At 66.4% G+C, this 14,706-nt stretch carries 14 protein-coding genes; 4 read left to right on the forward strand and 10 right to left on the reverse strand.

Going from position 1 to position 14,706, the window contains the following annotated elements:
- Positions 1 to 120: 120 nt before the first annotated feature.
- The 8 genes from hscB to uvrB all read right to left on the reverse strand — a co-directional run bounded on the left by hscB (position 121) and on the right by uvrB (position 8,478).
- Positions 121 to 639, reverse strand: coding sequence for a Fe-S protein assembly co-chaperone HscB (gene hscB, locus K7G19_RS21675; RefSeq protein ID WP_149319311.1), 519 nt, complete (start codon positions 637 to 639; stop codon positions 121 to 123).
- Positions 640 to 753: 114 nt separating this feature from the next.
- Positions 754 to 1,074 (reverse strand): iron-sulfur cluster assembly protein IscA, encoded by a 321-nt coding sequence (iscA, locus tag K7G19_RS21680; protein ID WP_023263777.1) that lies wholly within the window; start codon positions 1,072 to 1,074, stop codon positions 754 to 756.
- 23 nt (positions 1,075 to 1,097) lie between these two features.
- On the reverse strand, positions 1,098 to 1,502 hold the full coding sequence (gene iscU / locus K7G19_RS21685; protein ID WP_053821503.1) for a Fe-S cluster assembly scaffold IscU: 405 nt from the start codon (positions 1,500 to 1,502) through the stop codon (positions 1,098 to 1,100).
- A gap of 48 nt (positions 1,503 to 1,550) precedes the next feature.
- Positions 1,551 to 2,768, reverse strand: a complete 1,218-nt coding sequence (locus K7G19_RS21690) for an IscS subfamily cysteine desulfurase (protein ID WP_149319312.1) — start codon at positions 2,766 to 2,768, stop codon at positions 1,551 to 1,553.
- Between the two features lie 64 nt (positions 2,769 to 2,832).
- Positions 2,833 to 3,402, reverse strand: a complete 570-nt coding sequence (gene iscR, locus K7G19_RS21695; RefSeq protein ID WP_150081799.1) for a Fe-S cluster assembly transcriptional regulator IscR — start codon at positions 3,400 to 3,402, stop codon at positions 2,833 to 2,835.
- Positions 3,403 to 3,531: 129 nt separating this feature from the next.
- Entirely contained in the window at positions 3,532 to 5,805 is a 2,274-nt protein-coding gene (locus K7G19_RS21700) for a site-specific recombinase (RefSeq protein ID WP_226109118.1), read from the reverse strand.
- Positions 5,806 to 5,893: 88 nt separating this feature from the next.
- Positions 5,894 to 6,370, reverse strand: coding sequence for a low molecular weight protein-tyrosine-phosphatase (locus tag K7G19_RS21705; protein WP_149319315.1), 477 nt, complete (start codon positions 6,368 to 6,370; stop codon positions 5,894 to 5,896).
- Positions 6,371 to 6,381: 11 nt separating this feature from the next.
- Positions 6,382 to 8,478, reverse strand: coding sequence for an excinuclease ABC subunit UvrB (gene uvrB, locus K7G19_RS21710; RefSeq protein ID WP_149319316.1), 2,097 nt, complete (start codon positions 8,476 to 8,478; stop codon positions 6,382 to 6,384).
- A gap of 153 nt (positions 8,479 to 8,631) precedes the next feature.
- Here uvrB and K7G19_RS21715 point away from each other — a divergent pair, with 153 nt between their 5' ends.
- Positions 8,632 to 9,828 carry an amino acid aminotransferase gene (locus K7G19_RS21715; protein ID WP_149319317.1) on the forward strand — a complete coding sequence of 399 codons (1,197 nt, stop codon included), beginning with the start codon at positions 8,632 to 8,634 and terminating at the stop codon, positions 9,826 to 9,828.
- Between the two features lie 373 nt (positions 9,829 to 10,201).
- Positions 10,202 to 11,443, forward strand: a complete 1,242-nt coding sequence (locus K7G19_RS21720; protein WP_149319318.1) for a polyhydroxyalkanoate depolymerase — start codon at positions 10,202 to 10,204, stop codon at positions 11,441 to 11,443.
- A gap of 205 nt (positions 11,444 to 11,648) precedes the next feature.
- On the opposite strand, the gene K7G19_RS21725 is transcribed toward K7G19_RS21720, so the two are convergent.
- On the reverse strand, positions 11,649 to 12,284 hold the full coding sequence (locus K7G19_RS21725; protein ID WP_149319319.1) for a TetR family transcriptional regulator: 636 nt from the start codon (positions 12,282 to 12,284) through the stop codon (positions 11,649 to 11,651).
- A 255-nt stretch (positions 12,285 to 12,539) separates the two neighbouring features.
- On the opposite strand from K7G19_RS21725, the gene rsxB reads away from it, so the two are divergent.
- Both rsxB and nth read left to right on the forward strand, forming a co-directional pair.
- Positions 12,540 to 13,352 (forward strand): electron transport complex subunit RsxB, encoded by an 813-nt coding sequence (gene rsxB, locus K7G19_RS21730; protein ID WP_150081923.1) that lies wholly within the window; start codon positions 12,540 to 12,542, stop codon positions 13,350 to 13,352.
- Positions 13,349 to 13,993, forward strand: coding sequence for an endonuclease III (gene nth, locus K7G19_RS21735; protein ID WP_149319321.1), 645 nt, complete (start codon positions 13,349 to 13,351; stop codon positions 13,991 to 13,993). Before rsxB ends, nth begins: the two co-directional genes overlap by 4 nt.
- Positions 13,994 to 14,097: 104 nt before the next feature.
- On the opposite strand, the gene K7G19_RS21740 is transcribed toward nth, so the two are convergent.
- Positions 14,098 to 14,685: a malonic semialdehyde reductase gene (locus tag K7G19_RS21740; protein ID WP_150081793.1), complete on the reverse strand. Its 588-nt coding sequence runs from the start codon at positions 14,683 to 14,685 to the stop codon at positions 14,098 to 14,100.
- Between the last annotated feature and the right edge of the window lie 21 nt (positions 14,686 to 14,706).

Here is a 14,706-nt window from a genome sequence, read left to right on the forward strand (position 1 = left end):
CTTCTGTTGTCGGGGCGAGCGGCGCGATGGCCGGGCGAAGGTCCTGGGCGCGCGCCGCCGGATTACCCGCTTTTGCCGGGGCGCCATTGTGTCATGGCCCCCGCGATGGTGCCTGCCGCGCTAGCTTTCGAGGCGGTCGATCGCCTCGCTCGCGTCGTGCTCGATCTTCTCGACGAACATCAGCTGGCGCGCCGCGGCGGCCGCGGCCTCGTCGTCGCCGGCATCGAGCAGGCCGCCGAGCGCGCTCTGGCGTTCGCGCTTCTCCTGGCGCAGCGAGCGCAGCAGCGCGTCCAGCGCCGCGGCGTCGCGCTGCTGTACCGCGTCCTGCAGCGCCTCGCGCCACTCCATCTGCTGCATCAGGAAGTCGGGCGCCATGGCCGTATTGTTCTCGGCCTGGATATCGATGCCGCGCAGCGACAGCAGATAGATCGCGCGCTTGAGCGGCTGGCGCAAGGTCCGGTAGGCCTCGTTCGCATGCGCGGCCCATTGCATCGCGACGCGCCGCTCGGCGTCGCCGGCATGGGCGAAGCGGTCCGGATGGGCCTGCGATTGCACCGTGCGGTAGGCGGCGTCGAGCGCTGCCTCGTCGACGGTGAAGCGGGCCGGCAGCCCGAACAGGGCGAAGTAATCGTCTTTCAAGGTAGTCCTGCTGGAAGGCTATGGCGGAGGCGGCGGTGCCTCGTCCGTGAGGCGCCACCGCCGTGCCCGGCCCTCTCCCGCCAGCGGGAGAGGCACACGCTCAGGCCGCCGGCCTTAAACGCGGAACGATTCGCCGCACCCGCACTCGTCCTTGACGTTCGGGTTGTTGAAGCGGAAGCCTTCGTTCAACCCTTCGCGGGCGAAGTCGAGCTCGGTGCCGTCGATGTACGGCAGGCTCTTGGGATCGACCACCACCTTGACGCCGTGCGACTCGAACACCTGGTCCTCCGGCTGCAGCTCGTCGACATACTCGAGCTTGTACGCCAGGCCGGAACAGCCGGTCGTCTTGACGCCGAGCCGCAGGCCGATGCCCTTGCCCCGGCGGTCCAGATAGCGCGAAACGTGCTTCGCGGCTTTTTCGGTCAATGTGATCATCGCTACCACTTCCCTTCGATCGCTCAGGCGGCCTGTTGCGTCGGGGCGCCCGCGTGCTTCTTCTTGTAGTCCTCGACCGCGGCCTTGATCGCGTCCTCGGCCAGGATCGAGCAGTGGATCTTGACCGGCGGCAGCGCCAGTTCCTCGGCGATCTGGGTGTTCTTGATCTCCAGCGCCTGGTCCACGGTCTTGCCCTTGACCCACTCGGTCACCAGCGACGACGAGGCGATCGCCGAGCCGCAACCGTAGGTCTTGAACTTCGCGTCTTCGATCACGCCCTGCTCGTTGACCTTGATCTGCAGCTTCATCACGTCGCCGCAAGCGGGCGCGCCCACCATGCCGGTGCCGACGGCGTCGTCGTTCTTGTCGAACGAACCGACGTTACGGGGGTTTTCGTAGTGGTCGAGTACCTTGTTGGAGTAAGACATGTTGGCTACCTCTGTGACGTATCTTTTATGGGGTCGGTTGGACAGCGTTCAATGCGCCGCCCATTGAATCGAATTCAGGTCCACGCCGTCCTTGTACATCTCCCACAGCGGGGACAGGTCGCGCAGCTTGCCGATCTTGCTCTTCAACAGTTCGACCGTGTAATCGATCTCCTGTTCGGTGGTGAAGCGACCGACGGTGAAGCGGATCGAGCTGTGCGCCAGTTCGTCGTTGCGGCCCAGCGCGCGCAGCACGTAGGACGGCTCCAGCGAGGCCGAGGTGCAGGCGGAGCCCGACGACACCGCGACGTCCTTGATCGCCATGATCAGCGACTCGCCTTCGACGAAGTTGAAGCTGACGTTCAGGTTGTGCGGCACGCGGCGCTCGAAATCGCCGTTCAGATAGACCTCTTCCATGCCCGACAGGCCGTTCCACAGGCGGTCGCGCAGCATGCGGATGCGCTCGTTCTCGGTCGCCATTTCCTCGCGGGCGATGCGGAAGGCCTCGCCCATGCCGACGATCTGGTGCGTCGCCAGCGTCCCCGAACGCATGCCGCGCTCGTGGCCGCCGCCGTGCATCTGCGCCTCGATGCGCACGCGCGGCTTGCGGCGGACGTACAGCGCGCCGATGCCCTTCGGGCCATAGGTCTTGTGCGCCGAGAACGACATCAGGTCGACCTTCAGCTTCGACAGGTCGATCGCGACCTTGCCGGTGGCCTGCGCAGCGTCGCAATGGAAGATGATGCCCTTCTCGCGGCAGATCTCGCCGATCTGCTCGATGTCCTGGATCACGCCGATCTCGTTGTTGACCAGCATCACCGAGACCAGGATGGTGTCCGGGCGCAGCGCCTGCTTGAACACCTCGATGTCGATCAGGCCGTTTTCCTGCACGTCCAGGTAGGTGACCTCGAAACCCTGGCGCTCCAGTTCGCGCGTGGTGTCGAGTACCGCCTTGTGCTCGGTCTTGACCGTGATGATGTGCTTGCCCTTGCCCGAGTAGAAATTGGCCGCGCCCTTGATGGCGAGGTTGTCGGACTCGGTCGCGCCGGAAGTCCAGACGATCTCGCGCGGATCGGCGCCGACCAGCGCGGCCACCTGCTCGCGCGCTTCCTCGACGGCCTTCTCGGCTTCCCAGCCGTAGGCGTGACTGCGCGACGCGGGATTGCCGAACTGCTCGCGCAGATACGGAATCATCTTGTCCGCCACGCGCGGGTCCACCGGCGTGGTGGCCGAATAATCCATGTAGATCGGGAAATGTGGGGTGCTCATCGTTGTCACTGCCTTGTTTTGACTGCCTGGTGGGACACTGTGCGTCGCCTGGCTGGAGTCCCGCTCAGGACTGCGCCAGGCTGAAAACCGAATTCACCATCTTGGGCCGGGCGGGCTTGTCCGCCTTTTCCGCCGCGCCGGGCTGCGCCGTCCGCGCCGCCGGGGCGCTCTGGCGGACACCGCCCTCCTCGCGCATGTCGCGCAGCACGCCGGGCTGGCGGGCGCGCTGCTGTTCGACCAGATCCTTCAGCGAGACCGAGTCCAGATACTCGACCATCTTCTGGTTCAGGGTCGCCCACAGTTCGTGGGTCATGCAGCGGCCGGTATTCTCGTCGCCATTGCAATTGCCCTTGCCGCCGCACTGGGTGGCATCGAGCGGCTCGTCCACCGCGATGATGATGTCGGCCACCGTCACGTCCTCGGACTTGCGCGCCAGGCTGTATCCGCCGCCCGGGCCGCGCACGCTCTCGACGATCTGATGCCGGCGCAGCTTGGCGAACAGCTGTTCCAGATAGGACAGGGAGATCTTCTGGCGCTGGCTGATGCCGGCCAGCGTCACCGGACCCTGGTCCTGGCGCATGGCCAGGTCGATCATGGCGGTGACCGCGAAGCGGCCTTTGGTCGTCAATCTCATGATTGCGGGGGTAATACCTGATGAATTTCGTCAAGTATAAATTTCCCGACTAAATCGGTCAACTACCCCATGTCACTTCTTCGGCAGATCCCCTGGTGATGGCAAGGGCATTGCCGCAGTCGGGGACGGTCAGGCTCGGCCTGCCTCCGCGTCAGCCGGCGCCTGGCGCGGCGGCACGATCAGCGACAGCGGATGGCGCAGGATGCGCCCCCGCACCGCGGCGCTAAGCGCACGCCGGTCCACCCGGCGCAGATTGCGCGAGCGCAGTGCCATGTAAAAGGCCAGCGCGAAGCTGACCGCAACGTTCAACAGGCCCATCAGCGCGATGCCGGCCACCGCCAGCCACAGCGCCGGCATCCGCAGCGCATCGAGGCCCAGCACGCCGATCGCGGTACCGACCGAGCCTGTCGACAGCGTTACGTGGCGCACCTCCATATGCGGACCGAAGAAGCTCAGGATCTCGGGCCCCAGCCCGAGCAGAAAGCCCAGCGACACATTGCCCGCGATGCCGGACAGGTTGCGCTTCCAGAAGTCGGCCAGCCGCATGGCGCCCCGCTCGCCCAGCACATAGCGCAGCCGTCGATGGTAGGCGAGCACGTCGTGCACGCGGTGCAGCGCGAACCAGTTGTCCGCCCACCCCGAAATCAGGCTCGACAGCCACAGCAGCACGCCGGTGAAGATCGCGTACAGCGGCGTCGGACCCAGGATCGAGAACGACTCGATGGTGGCGATCGCCTTGGCCGGGGTGATCAGGTTGACCGACAGCAGCTTGCCGGCCAGCCACTGGATCGCCAGCGCCACCGGAAACACCACCGCCAGATTGCCGACGATGGCCGCCGCGTTCGAGCGGATCATCGCGACGGTATCGTCGACGAAGGCCTCCCTGCCCTCCGGCCGCCCCACCGCATCGAGCCGATGCGCCAGGGCCGGACCGGTCATCGCCGGCTGCTTGGTCGCCAGCGTGAAATGCGCGAAATGGATCGCCAGGAAGCTGCCGGCATAGTTCAGCGACGCCAGCAGCCCCTCGATGAACTTGTCCAGGTGCAAGCCATAGATCAGGAACTTCAGATAGACCGTGGCCACGGTGATCAGCCCACCGCCGGCCGCGGCCCGCACCAGCTCGCCGTACTCCTTGCGGTCGCGCGTGATGTAGTGCTCGCCGGTCTCGGCCGAGCGCTCGACCACCTTGCGCGCCAGATGCGAGAACGATTCCGCGGCCAGATGCTTGACGCTGCGGCGCGCCTGCGTCGAACGGATCAGTTCGCCGGCCAGCTGCGCGACCTTGCCGCGGCGCGCGGGGTCGGCCCAGGCGGCGAGCAGCATGTCGATACGGGCGAGCCGCACCTTCATCCGCTCGATCTGGAACACCACTTCGACGGAGACGCCGTTCTCCTCGAGATCCGCGTAGACATGGCGCGCGGCGTCGTGGCAGCCGTCGAGCAGCGCACGGCAGTAGTTCAGGCGGTGCAGGAAGACATCGCTGTCGCGCACCAGCCCTTCCTCGCACAGCGCCGCCACGGCGGGGCCGAGCCGGAAGAACGGCGTGTCGTCGACCCGGCCCGGCAGCCGCGCGCGGATCGCCTGGCTGAGCCCGGTGGCGCGCACCTGGCTGGCCAGCACCTGGATGCTGCTGGCCAGCGTGCGCTCGAGATGGTCCCAGTAGCGGGCGGGCAGGGTCTGGCGTGCGGCGGCGGCTTGGCCATCGCGCGTGCCTTCGACCGGGCCTTCGCCTGCGCCTGTGCCTGCAATCCCCACTGCGTCTGCGCCTTCAGCCGCCGCTTCACCCGCGCCTTCACCCGCGCCGTCAGCCGCCCCTTCATCCACCCCTTCACCCGCGCCGTCAGCCGGGCCTTCGCCGGCGGCCTCGTCCGGCGCAAACATCAGCAGCGCGCCGAGCCGTTCGAGCAGCTCCGCATCGAGCGCCGCCACCCAGTCGGCGTCGCGCTCGCCGACGAACAGCAGCGCGAACAGATCGGCCATGTCGCCGCGGTTCGGCGGCGGCGACAGGAAGCGCGCCTGCAGGCGGTCCATCATCTCGCCCCAGAAGCCCGGGTGCGAGGCCACGCCGGTGTCGCAGAAGAGCCCGGTCGGATCGTTGTCACGCAGGATCGTGCGGACCGTACGGGCAAAGCGTGCGGCCAGGTCAGGATTGCGTTCGAGCACCTGCAGCAGATAGCGCAGCCGGACGTGCTCGGGCCAGACGTCGTCGCCCGAGGTCGGCCCGGCGGCCGGGGCAGCGCCCGTAGCCGGCCAGCCATCGCGGCGCAGCCAATAGCCCAATTCGATCAGCCAGCCGTTGCGCTCGGCCAGCGCGCCGTCGGGATTGGCCGCGGACAGGATGGCGTCCAGCTGCAGGCTGGCATTGCGCGACTCGCGCCATTTGCGAAGCAGGGTTCGGAACATCGGGAAGGAAGGGAAAGACTGGCGCGAATCGGGTCGGACGCACGCCGGTGATCAGGCAGGCAGACGGGCCGCGGCGCGGCCCCCGCGGTCATTGTCGCTGGCGCAGCATTGCGACGATGCCCTCGCAGGCGTCCTCGACGTAATCGAGCACGCGCTCGAAGCCGTCGCCCTCGCCGTAGTAGGGATCGGGCACCTCGTCGGCATCGTGCCGGGTGGCGAAGTGCATCAGCAGCTTGACCTTGTGGCGATGCTCGGGCGGGCACAGGGCCTGCAGCCGCGCGAGATTGTCGCGGTCCATCGCCAGCACCAGGTCGAAGCGGGCGAAGTCCTCGACCGCGGCCAGCCGCGCCCGCTGCCCGGCGAGGTCATAGCCGCGCGCCAGCGCATGCTGCTGCGCGCGGCGGTCGGGCGCATGGCCCAGGTGATAGCTGTGGGTGCCGGCCGAATCGACCTCGACGGCGTCGGCCAGGCCGGCCTGGGCGAGTTTGGCGCGCAGCACGCCTTCCGCGGTCGGCGAGCGGCATATGTTGCCCATGCAACACATCAAAATGGCAAAGCGTTTCATGGTTTCCAATCTCACGCCGGCAGCGCCCCGCCCTCGCCCGCCGCGCCGAACACCTGCTGCTTGAGCTTGCTCAGCTGGTCGCGGACCTGCGCGGCTTGCTCGAACTCCAGGTTCTTGGCATGGTCGAGCATCTTCTTCTCGAGGCGCTTGATTTCCTTGGCGACCTGCTTCTCGCTCATGTCCTCGTAGCGGGCGCGCTCCTCGGCGGCCATCAGCTCGGCCTTGACCTCGTTCGGATCGTAGACGCCGTCGATGATGTCCTTGATCCGCTTGACCACGCCTCGCGGCGTGATGCCGTTGGCGGTATTGAAGGCGATCTGCTTGTTGCGGCGGCGCTCGGTCTCGTCGATGGCCTTGCGCATCGAATCGGTGATGCGGTCGGCGTACAGGATCGCGGTGCCGTTGACGTTGCGCGCGGCGCGGCCGATGGTCTGGATCAGCGAGCGCTCGGCGCGCAGGAAGCCTTCCTTGTCGGCATCGAGGATCGCCACCAGCGAGACCTCGGGGATATCCAGGCCCTCGCGCAGCAGGTTGATGCCGACCAGCACGTCGAAGGCGCCCAGGCGCAGGTCGCGGATGATCTCGACCCGTTCCACCGTGTCGATGTCCGAATGCAGGTAGCGGACCTTGATGCCGTTCTCGGACAGGAATTCGGTCAGCTGCTCGGCCATCCGCTTGGTCAGCGTGGTCACCAGCACGCGCTCGCCCGCCTGGATCCGCAAATGGATTTCCGACAGCAGATCGTCGACCTGCGACACGGCGGGACGCACGGTGATGATCGGATCGACCAGGCCCGTGGGCCGCACCACCTGCTCGACCACCTGGCCCGCATGGGCGCGCTCGTAGTCGGCCGGCGTGGCGGTGACGAATATCGCCTGCCGCATCTTGCGCTCGAACTCCTCGAACTTCAGCGGCCGGTTGTCCATCGCGGACGGCAGCCGGAAGCCGTATTCGACCAGCGTGGTCTTGCGCGAGCGGTCGCCGTTGTACATCGCGTTGAGCTGGCCGATCAGCACGTGCGATTCGTCCAGGAACATCAGCGCGTCGGGCGGCAGATAGTCGACCAGCGTCGGCGGCGGGTCGCCGGGACGGGCGCCGGACAGATGGCGCGAATAGTTCTCGATGCCCTTGCAGAAGCCCAGCTCGGCCAGCATTTCGAGGTCAAAGCGCGTGCGCTGCTCCAGCCGCTGCGCCTCGACCAGCTTGTTTTCCTTGTAGAAGAAATCGAGCCGCTCGCGCAGCTCCGCCTTGATCGCCTCGATGGCGCGCAGCACCGTCTCGCGCGGCGTCACGTAGTGGCTCGACGGATAGACCGTGAAGCGCGGAATCTTCTGCCGCACCTTGCCGGTCAGCGGATCGAAGTACTGCAGCGACTCGATCTCGTCGTCGAACAGCTCCACCCGCACCGCCACCTCGGCGTGTTCGGCCGGGAAGATGTCGACGGTGTCGCCGCGCACGCGGAAGGTGCCGCGCTGGAAATCGGTGTCGTTGCGGGTGTACTGCATCGCGATCAGCCGCCCGATCACGTCGCGCTGGCTGATGCGGTCGCCGGCCCGCAGAGTCAGAATCATCTGATGGTATTCGTTCGGGTTGCCGATACCATAGATCGCTGACACCGTCGCCACGATGATCGTGTCGCGCCGCTCCAGCAGGCTCTTGGTCGCCGACAGCCGCATCTGCTCGATATGCTCGTTGATCGACGAGTCCTTCTCGATGAACAGATCGCGTTGCGGGACGTAGGCTTCCGGCTGGTAGTAGTCGTAGTAGCTGACGAAGTACTCGACCGCGTTGCGCGGAAAGAACTCGCGGAATTCGGAGTAGAGCTGGGCGGCCAGCGTCTTGTTCGGGGCAAAGACGATGGCCGGCCGCCCCATCCGGGCGATCACATTGGCCATCGTGAAGGTCTTGCCCGAGCCCGTCACGCCGAGCAGCGTCTGGTAGGACAGGCCGTCCTCGATGCCTTCGACCAACTGGCGGATCGCCTCGGGCTGGTCGCCGGCCGGCGGATAGGGCTGATACAGCTGAAACGGCGAACCGGGGAAGCTGACGAATTTGTCCTCGTCCAGGGTGTGCGCGGCATCCGCGAGAGGCACGGCGAGATTCGACATAGACAGGCAGAAAACCTTTGGAATACGGGCGGATACGCTAGAATCTCGGGGTTGCGCGGTCCGTTTCAAGGCGGACCCACCGCACGCCCCCAGCGCAGTCCGAGCATTCTACGCCTTCCCGTTTTGTTACATAGCTGACCACGAGAATCCCAAATGAGTTTGTTTTCTGCCGTCGAGATGGCCCCGCGCGATCCCATCCTGGGCCTGAATGAAGCGTTCAACGCCGACACCCGTGCCAACAAGGTCAATCTGGGCGTGGGCGTGTACTTCACCGACGAAGGGAAAATTCCGCTGCTGCGCGCGGTGCAGGAAGCCGAGAAGGCACGCCTGACGACGGCCACCCCGCGTGGCTACCTGCCGATCGAGGGCATCGCGGCCTACGACCAGGCAGTGCAGACGCTGCTGTTCGGCAAGAACTCGCCGCTGATCACGGAAGGCCGTGTGGTGACGGCTCAGGCACTCGGCGGCACCGGCGCGCTGAAGATCGGCGCCGACTTCCTGAAGCGCCTGTATCCGGACGCCAAGGTCGCGATCAGCGATCCGAGCTGGGAAAACCACCGCGCGCTGTTCGAAGCTGCCGGTTTCCAGGTGGTCAACTATGCCTATTACGACGCCCCCAGCCACGGCCTGAATTTCGCCGGCATGGTGGAGTCGCTGAAGTCGTATCCGGCCAACACGATCGTCGTGCTGCACGCCTGCTGCCACAATCCGACCGGCGTCGACCTGTCGGCCGAGCAATGGCAACAGGTGGTCGGCCTGATCAAGGAACGGAACCTGATCCCCTTCCTCGACATGGCCTACCAGGGCTTCGCCGACGGCATCGACCAGGACGGCGCCGCGGTGCGTCTGTTCGCCGAGTCGGGCCTGCCGTTCTTCGTCTCGAGCTCGTTCTCGAAGAGCTTCTCGCTGTATGGCGAGCGTGTCGGCGCCCTGTCGATCGTGACGACCGGCAAGGAAGAGGCGCAGCGCGTGATGTCGCAGGTCAAGCGCGTGATCCGCACCAACTACTCGAACCCGCCGACGCATGGCGGCACCGTGGTCGCGACCGTGCTGAACAGCCCGGAACTGCGCGCGATGTGGGAGGAAGAACTGGCCGAAATGCGCGACCGCATCAAGCAGATGCGCCACGCGCTGGTCGACAAGCTGGCCGCCAAGGGCGTGTCGCGCGACTTCTCCTTCGTCAAGGCGCAGCGCGGCATGTTCTCGTACTCGGGCCTGACCACCGAACAGGTCGAGCGCCTGAAGTCGGAACACGGGATCTATGCGGTCGGCACCGGTCGCATCTGCGTGGCGGCGCTCAATAGCCGCAATATCGACGCCGTGGTCGACGCGATCGCCGCGGTGCTGTAAGCCTCGGGACCACTCCTGACCCCAGCGGGCCCATCGTCGATGGGCCCGCGTGCTTTCTGCTGGCCGTTTCAAACTCTCCCACCCGTTCCAATCGGCCCGGCCGCTCCAGCGGCGCCCGCCTCCGGCCGCTTGCGCCTCCCCGCTTATCGGCGCGCTTTGTGCGCCGCACAGCACCCACATCGCCCACCCTGTCGGTGTAGTCCAACACCGCGCCAGAATTACAGCCATTGTCCTATTGAGTTCCACTCACGCCGGCATACCTTTAGGTATATGCTGCGTTGCAAGATTGTGCGTACGGTCGTTCGCAAAACGAACGAGTTGAGCGCATAATCCGCCACAGCAAAACCCGATATCGAAAGGCAGGTGTGCGGCAATGCTTTACCAACTGCATGAATTTCAGCGCTCGATCCTGAACCCGCTGACCGCGTGGGCCCAGGCGACGGCCAAGACGTTTACCAACCCCCTGAGCCCGCTGTCGCTGGTGCCGGGGGCCACCCGGCTGGCCGCGGGCTACGAGCTGCTGTACCGGCTCGGCAAGGAATACGAGAAGCCCGCCTTCGACATCAAGTCCGTGCGCTCCAACGGCCGCGATATTCCGATCGTCGAACAGACGATCATGGAAAAGCCGTTCTGCAAGCTGATCCGCTTCAAGCGCTACGCGGACGATCCCGACACGATCAAGCTGCTGAAGGACGAACCGTCGGTGCTGGTCTGCGCGCCGCTGTCCGGCCACCACGCGACGCTGCTGCGCGACACGGTGCGCACGCTGCTGCAGGACCACAAGGTCTATGTGACCGACTGGGTCGACGCGCGCATGGTGCCGGTCGAGGACGGCCCCTTCCACCTGGCCGACTACATCCGCTACATCCAGGAATTCATCCGCCATCTCGGCGCCGAGGACCTGCATGTCGTGTCGGTCTGCCAGCCGACCGTGCCGGTGCTGGCCGCGATCTCGCTGATGGCCTCCGCCGGCGAGAAGACGCCCAAGACGATGACGATGATGGGCGGTCCGATCGACGCGCGCAAAAGCCCGACCGCGGTCAATTCGCTGGCGACCAACAAGTCGTACGAGTGGTTCGAGAACAATGTCATCTACACGGTGCCTGCCAACTATCCCGGCCACGGCCGGCGCGTCTATCCCGGCTTCCTGCAGCATGCCGGCTTCGTCGCGATGAACCCGGACCGCCATCTGTCCTCGCATTACGACTACTACCTCAGCCTGATCGAGGGCGATGCCGACGATGCCGAGGCGCATGTGCGCTTCTACGACGAATACAATGCCGTGCTGGACATGGCGGCCGAGTACTACCTCGACACCATCCGCGAAGTCTTCCAGGAGTTCCGGCTGGCCAATGGCACCTGGGAGATCCAGGGCGAGCCGGTGCGGCCGCAGGACATCAAGCACACCGCGCTGATGACGATCGAAGGCGAGCTCGACGACATCTCGGGCGCGGGCCAGACCGCCGCCGCGCACGACCTGTGCGCGGGCATTCCGAAGACCCGCAAGCAACATCTGACCGCGCCCAGGTGCGGGCACTACGGCATCTTCTCCGGCCGGCGCTGGCGCGAAACGATCTATCCGGAACTGCGCGATTTCATTCGCAAGTACCGCTGAGCCGAACTGAGCCGAACTGAGCCGAACTGAGCCGAACCGAGCTGAGCCGAACTGAGCCGGGCCGAGCCGACCGAGCCCGACCCAGCCGACCGAGCCCGACTCGGCCGACCGAGGCGAAGACAGATCGTCAAGAGCTCACCAGCCGATCGCCAATGAGAAACGGGACCGCAACGCGGTCCCGTTTCTCATTGCCCTTTCCCGGCCCCTAGCGCCGCGCCAGATACGCCAGCAGCATGTCCGTATGCAGCTGCGCGAAGCGCTCGTGCTCGTCCTGCGAGGCCACGTCGCGGCCGATCACCGCGCTGATGGTGTAGCGGTTCGACAGCACGTAATAGCCGAGCGCCGAGATCGTCAGATAGAGCTGCGGCACATCGACGCCGTCGCGGAACACGCCCTGCCGCTGGCCGCGGCGAACGATCTCGGCCAGCACGTCGACCACCGGATTGACGAGGTCGTGCAGCTGCGTGGATTTCTTCAGGTGCCGCGCCTCGTGCAGATTCTCGCTGTTGACCAGGCGGATGAACTCGGGATGCTGGTAGTACCAGTCCCAGACGAAGCGGGCCAGCTTGCGGACCGCGGCGACCGGGTCCTCGTCGCCGATCTGCAGGCGCTCCTCCGCGGCGCGGAACTGCGCATACTGGCGTTCGAGCACCGCGAGAAACAGGCCCTCCTTGCTCCCGTAGTAGTAATACAGCATGCGCTCGTTGGTCTCGGCGCGGCGGGCAATCTGGTCGACGCGTGCGCCGGCCAGGCCGCCCTTGGCGAACTCCTCGGTGGCCGCATCCATGATGCGACGACGGGTTCCTTCGGGATCGCGTTTCGTCTTGGTGGCGTTCGACATGCGTGGTCGGCTCGATTTTGTGGATGATGGCATGGCGCACCTGCCCCACTGGCGCGGGCGCTCCGGGTTGATCAGCTTCGGCGCCATGGCAAAGGGCGCATCTTCATGGTTTCTGCGGCGCGGCGAAATCGGGGATAATCCTTGCCGCGTCAGCCGCACCGTACGGCTGCACCTTGTGTTACCCCGCATCGTTCCCCTGCTTTCGTGACCGCTTCCGCCGCCGATACCGCTTCCGCTTCCCCCGCCGCTGCTTCCCTGGACGTCGGTCTGGCGGCCCGCGCCGACCGCCTGGAAGCCCTGCTGCCCCAGACGCAATGCACCAAGTGCGGCTTTCAGGGATGCCGTCCTTATGCCGAGGCCATGGCGCGCGGGGAGGCCGACTGCAATCGCTGCCCGCCCGGCGGTGCCGAAGGTATCCGGCGGCTGGCGGCCGAGCTCGGTGTCGCGCCGTTGCCGCTCGATCCGAGTCATGGCACCGAACAGCCGCGCGCGGTCGCGCGGATCGACGAGACGCTGTGCATCGGCTGCACGCTGTGCATTCAGGCCTGCCCGGTCGACGCGATCGTCGGCGCCGCCAAGCAGATGCACACCGTGCTGCCGGACTGGTGCACCGGCTGCGACCTGTGCGTGGCGCCCTGCCCGGTCGACTGCATCGCGATGATCCCGGTCACCGGCGAGCGCACCGGCTGGGACGCCTGGTCGCAGCCGCAGGCCGACGCCGCCCGTGCCCGCTACCTGTCGCGCAAGCAGCGGCTGGTGCGCGAGCGCGAGGAGAACGAAGCGCGCCTGGCGGCCAAGGCCGCCGCCAAGCTCGAAGCGCTGCGCCAGGAAGCGGCGTCGTCCGAGGCCGAGCGCCAGGCGCAGGAGCGCAAGAAGGCCATCATCCAGGCGGCGATCGAACGGGCGCGCCAGAAGCGGCAGGCCGCCCAGCCGCTCAACGCCGCACCGGCCGATCCGGTTGACCGCCCCGAGCCGGCGCCGGCCGCCGGGCCCGAGCCTTCCGACCATTCCGGCGATTCCGGCCATTCCGACCATCCCGTCCCCTCCGACACCAAGCGACCACAATGAACGCCGCCAAGTGCCGCGCGCTGTTTGAAACGCTCAGAGAAACCAACCCGTCGCCCACCACCGAACTCGAGTACAGCTCGCCGTTCGAACTGCTGATCGCCGTGCTGCTGTCGGCGCAGGCCACCGATGTCGGCGTCAACAAGGCCACCCGCAGGCTGTTCGCGATCGCCAACACGCCGCAGAAGATCCTGGCCCTGGGCGAGTCGGGGCTGATCGAATACATCAAGACCATCGGCCTGTACAAGACCAAGGCGAAGCACGTGATGGAGACCTGCCGGATCCTCGCGGAGCGCTACGGCGGCAAGGTGCCGGCCGATCGCGAGGCGCTGGAAGCGCTGCCGGGCGTCGGCCGCAAGACCGCCAACGTGGTGCTGAACACCGCCTTCGGCCATCCGACCGTCGCGGTCGACACGCACATCTTCCGCGTCAGCAACCGCACCGGACTGGCGCCCGGCAAGACCGTGCAGGCCGTCGAGATGAAGCTGCTGGAGGTCGTGCCCGACGAGTTCCTGCACGACGCGCACCACTGGCTGATCCTGCACGGCCGCTACGTCTGCAAGGCGCGCAAGCCCGAATGCTGGCATTGCGCGATCGAGACGCTGTGCGAGTACCCGGACAAGACGCTGCCGCCGCGCCTGTGATCACGCGAGCAGCCAGCGCGGTGACCTGATCATCCGTCGACCGGTCACCCGGTCACCCGGTCACCCGGTCAACCGGTCCGGTCACCGGTCATCCTTTCACCCGATCAGACGATCCGGCAGGCCTCGTCGAAGCTCAGGCGCGGGTTGCGGGGGAACAGCTTGTCGGCGTCGCCATAGCCGAGGTTGATCAGGAAGTTGACCGACCATTTGCCGTCGGGGAAGAACGCCGCATTGACCTTGGCGGGGTCGAAGCCGCCCATCGGCCCGCAGTCGAGGCCGAGCGCGCGCGCCGCCAGGATCAGATAGGCACCTTGCAGCGAACTGTTGACCAGCGCGTCGCGGGCGATCTTCTCCGGCTGGCCGACATACCAGGAACGGGCATCGGCGTGCGGGAACAGCCTGGGCAGCTGCTCGTGGAAGGCGGTATCGAAGGCGACGATCGCCGTCACCGGGGCCGAGCGGGTCTTGTCGACATTGCCCGGCGACACGCATTCGACCAGCTTCGCCTTCTGCGCCGCGGTCTTGACGAACACGATGCGGGCCGGCGAACTGTTGGCCGCGGTCGGGCCGAACTTCATCGCCTCGTACAGCTGATGCAGCACGGCGTCGTCGATCTGCCGGTCCTGCCAGGCGCTATGCGTACGGGCCTCGGTGAACAGTTGGGCGATGGCGGCCTGGTCGAGCGATTTCATGCGGATTCCTCAGGGAAGTAC

This window comes from Cupriavidus sp. DB3 (assembly GCF_020418465.1).
Classification (GTDB): domain Bacteria; phylum Pseudomonadota; class Gammaproteobacteria; order Burkholderiales; family Burkholderiaceae; genus Cupriavidus; species Cupriavidus cauae.

Bases quoted from the DNA above. Each gene is read 5' to 3' on its own strand.
- iscA (WP_023263777.1), bottom strand. From the start codon at position 1,074: ATGATCACATTGACCGAAAAAGCCGCGAAGCACGTTTCGCGCTATCTG.
- iscU (WP_053821503.1), bottom strand. From the start codon at position 1,502: ATGTCTTACTCCAACAAGGTACTCGACCACTACGAAAACCCCCGTAAC.
- K7G19_RS21690 (WP_149319312.1), bottom strand. From the start codon at position 2,768: ATGAGCACCCCACATTTCCCGATCTACATGGATTATTCGGCCACCACG.
- iscR (WP_150081799.1), bottom strand. From the start codon at position 3,402: ATGAGATTGACGACCAAAGGCCGCTTCGCGGTCACCGCCATGATCGAC.
- K7G19_RS21700 (WP_226109118.1), bottom strand. From the start codon at position 5,805: ATGTTCCGAACCCTGCTTCGCAAATGGCGCGAGTCGCGCAATGCCAGC.
- K7G19_RS21705 (WP_149319315.1), bottom strand. From the start codon at position 6,370: ATGAAACGCTTTGCCATTTTGATGTGTTGCATGGGCAACATATGCCGC.
- uvrB (WP_149319316.1), bottom strand. From the start codon at position 8,478: ATGTCGAATCTCGCCGTGCCTCTCGCGGATGCCGCGCACACCCTGGAC.
- K7G19_RS21715 (WP_149319317.1), top strand. From the start codon at position 8,632: ATGAGTTTGTTTTCTGCCGTCGAGATGGCCCCGCGCGATCCCATCCTG.
- K7G19_RS21720 (WP_149319318.1), top strand. From the start codon at position 10,202: ATGCTTTACCAACTGCATGAATTTCAGCGCTCGATCCTGAACCCGCTG.
- K7G19_RS21725 (WP_149319319.1), bottom strand. From the start codon at position 12,284: ATGTCGAACGCCACCAAGACGAAACGCGATCCCGAAGGAACCCGTCGT.
- nth (WP_149319321.1), top strand. From the start codon at position 13,349: ATGAACGCCGCCAAGTGCCGCGCGCTGTTTGAAACGCTCAGAGAAACC.
- K7G19_RS21740 (WP_150081793.1), bottom strand. From the start codon at position 14,685: ATGAAATCGCTCGACCAGGCCGCCATCGCCCAACTGTTCACCGAGGCC.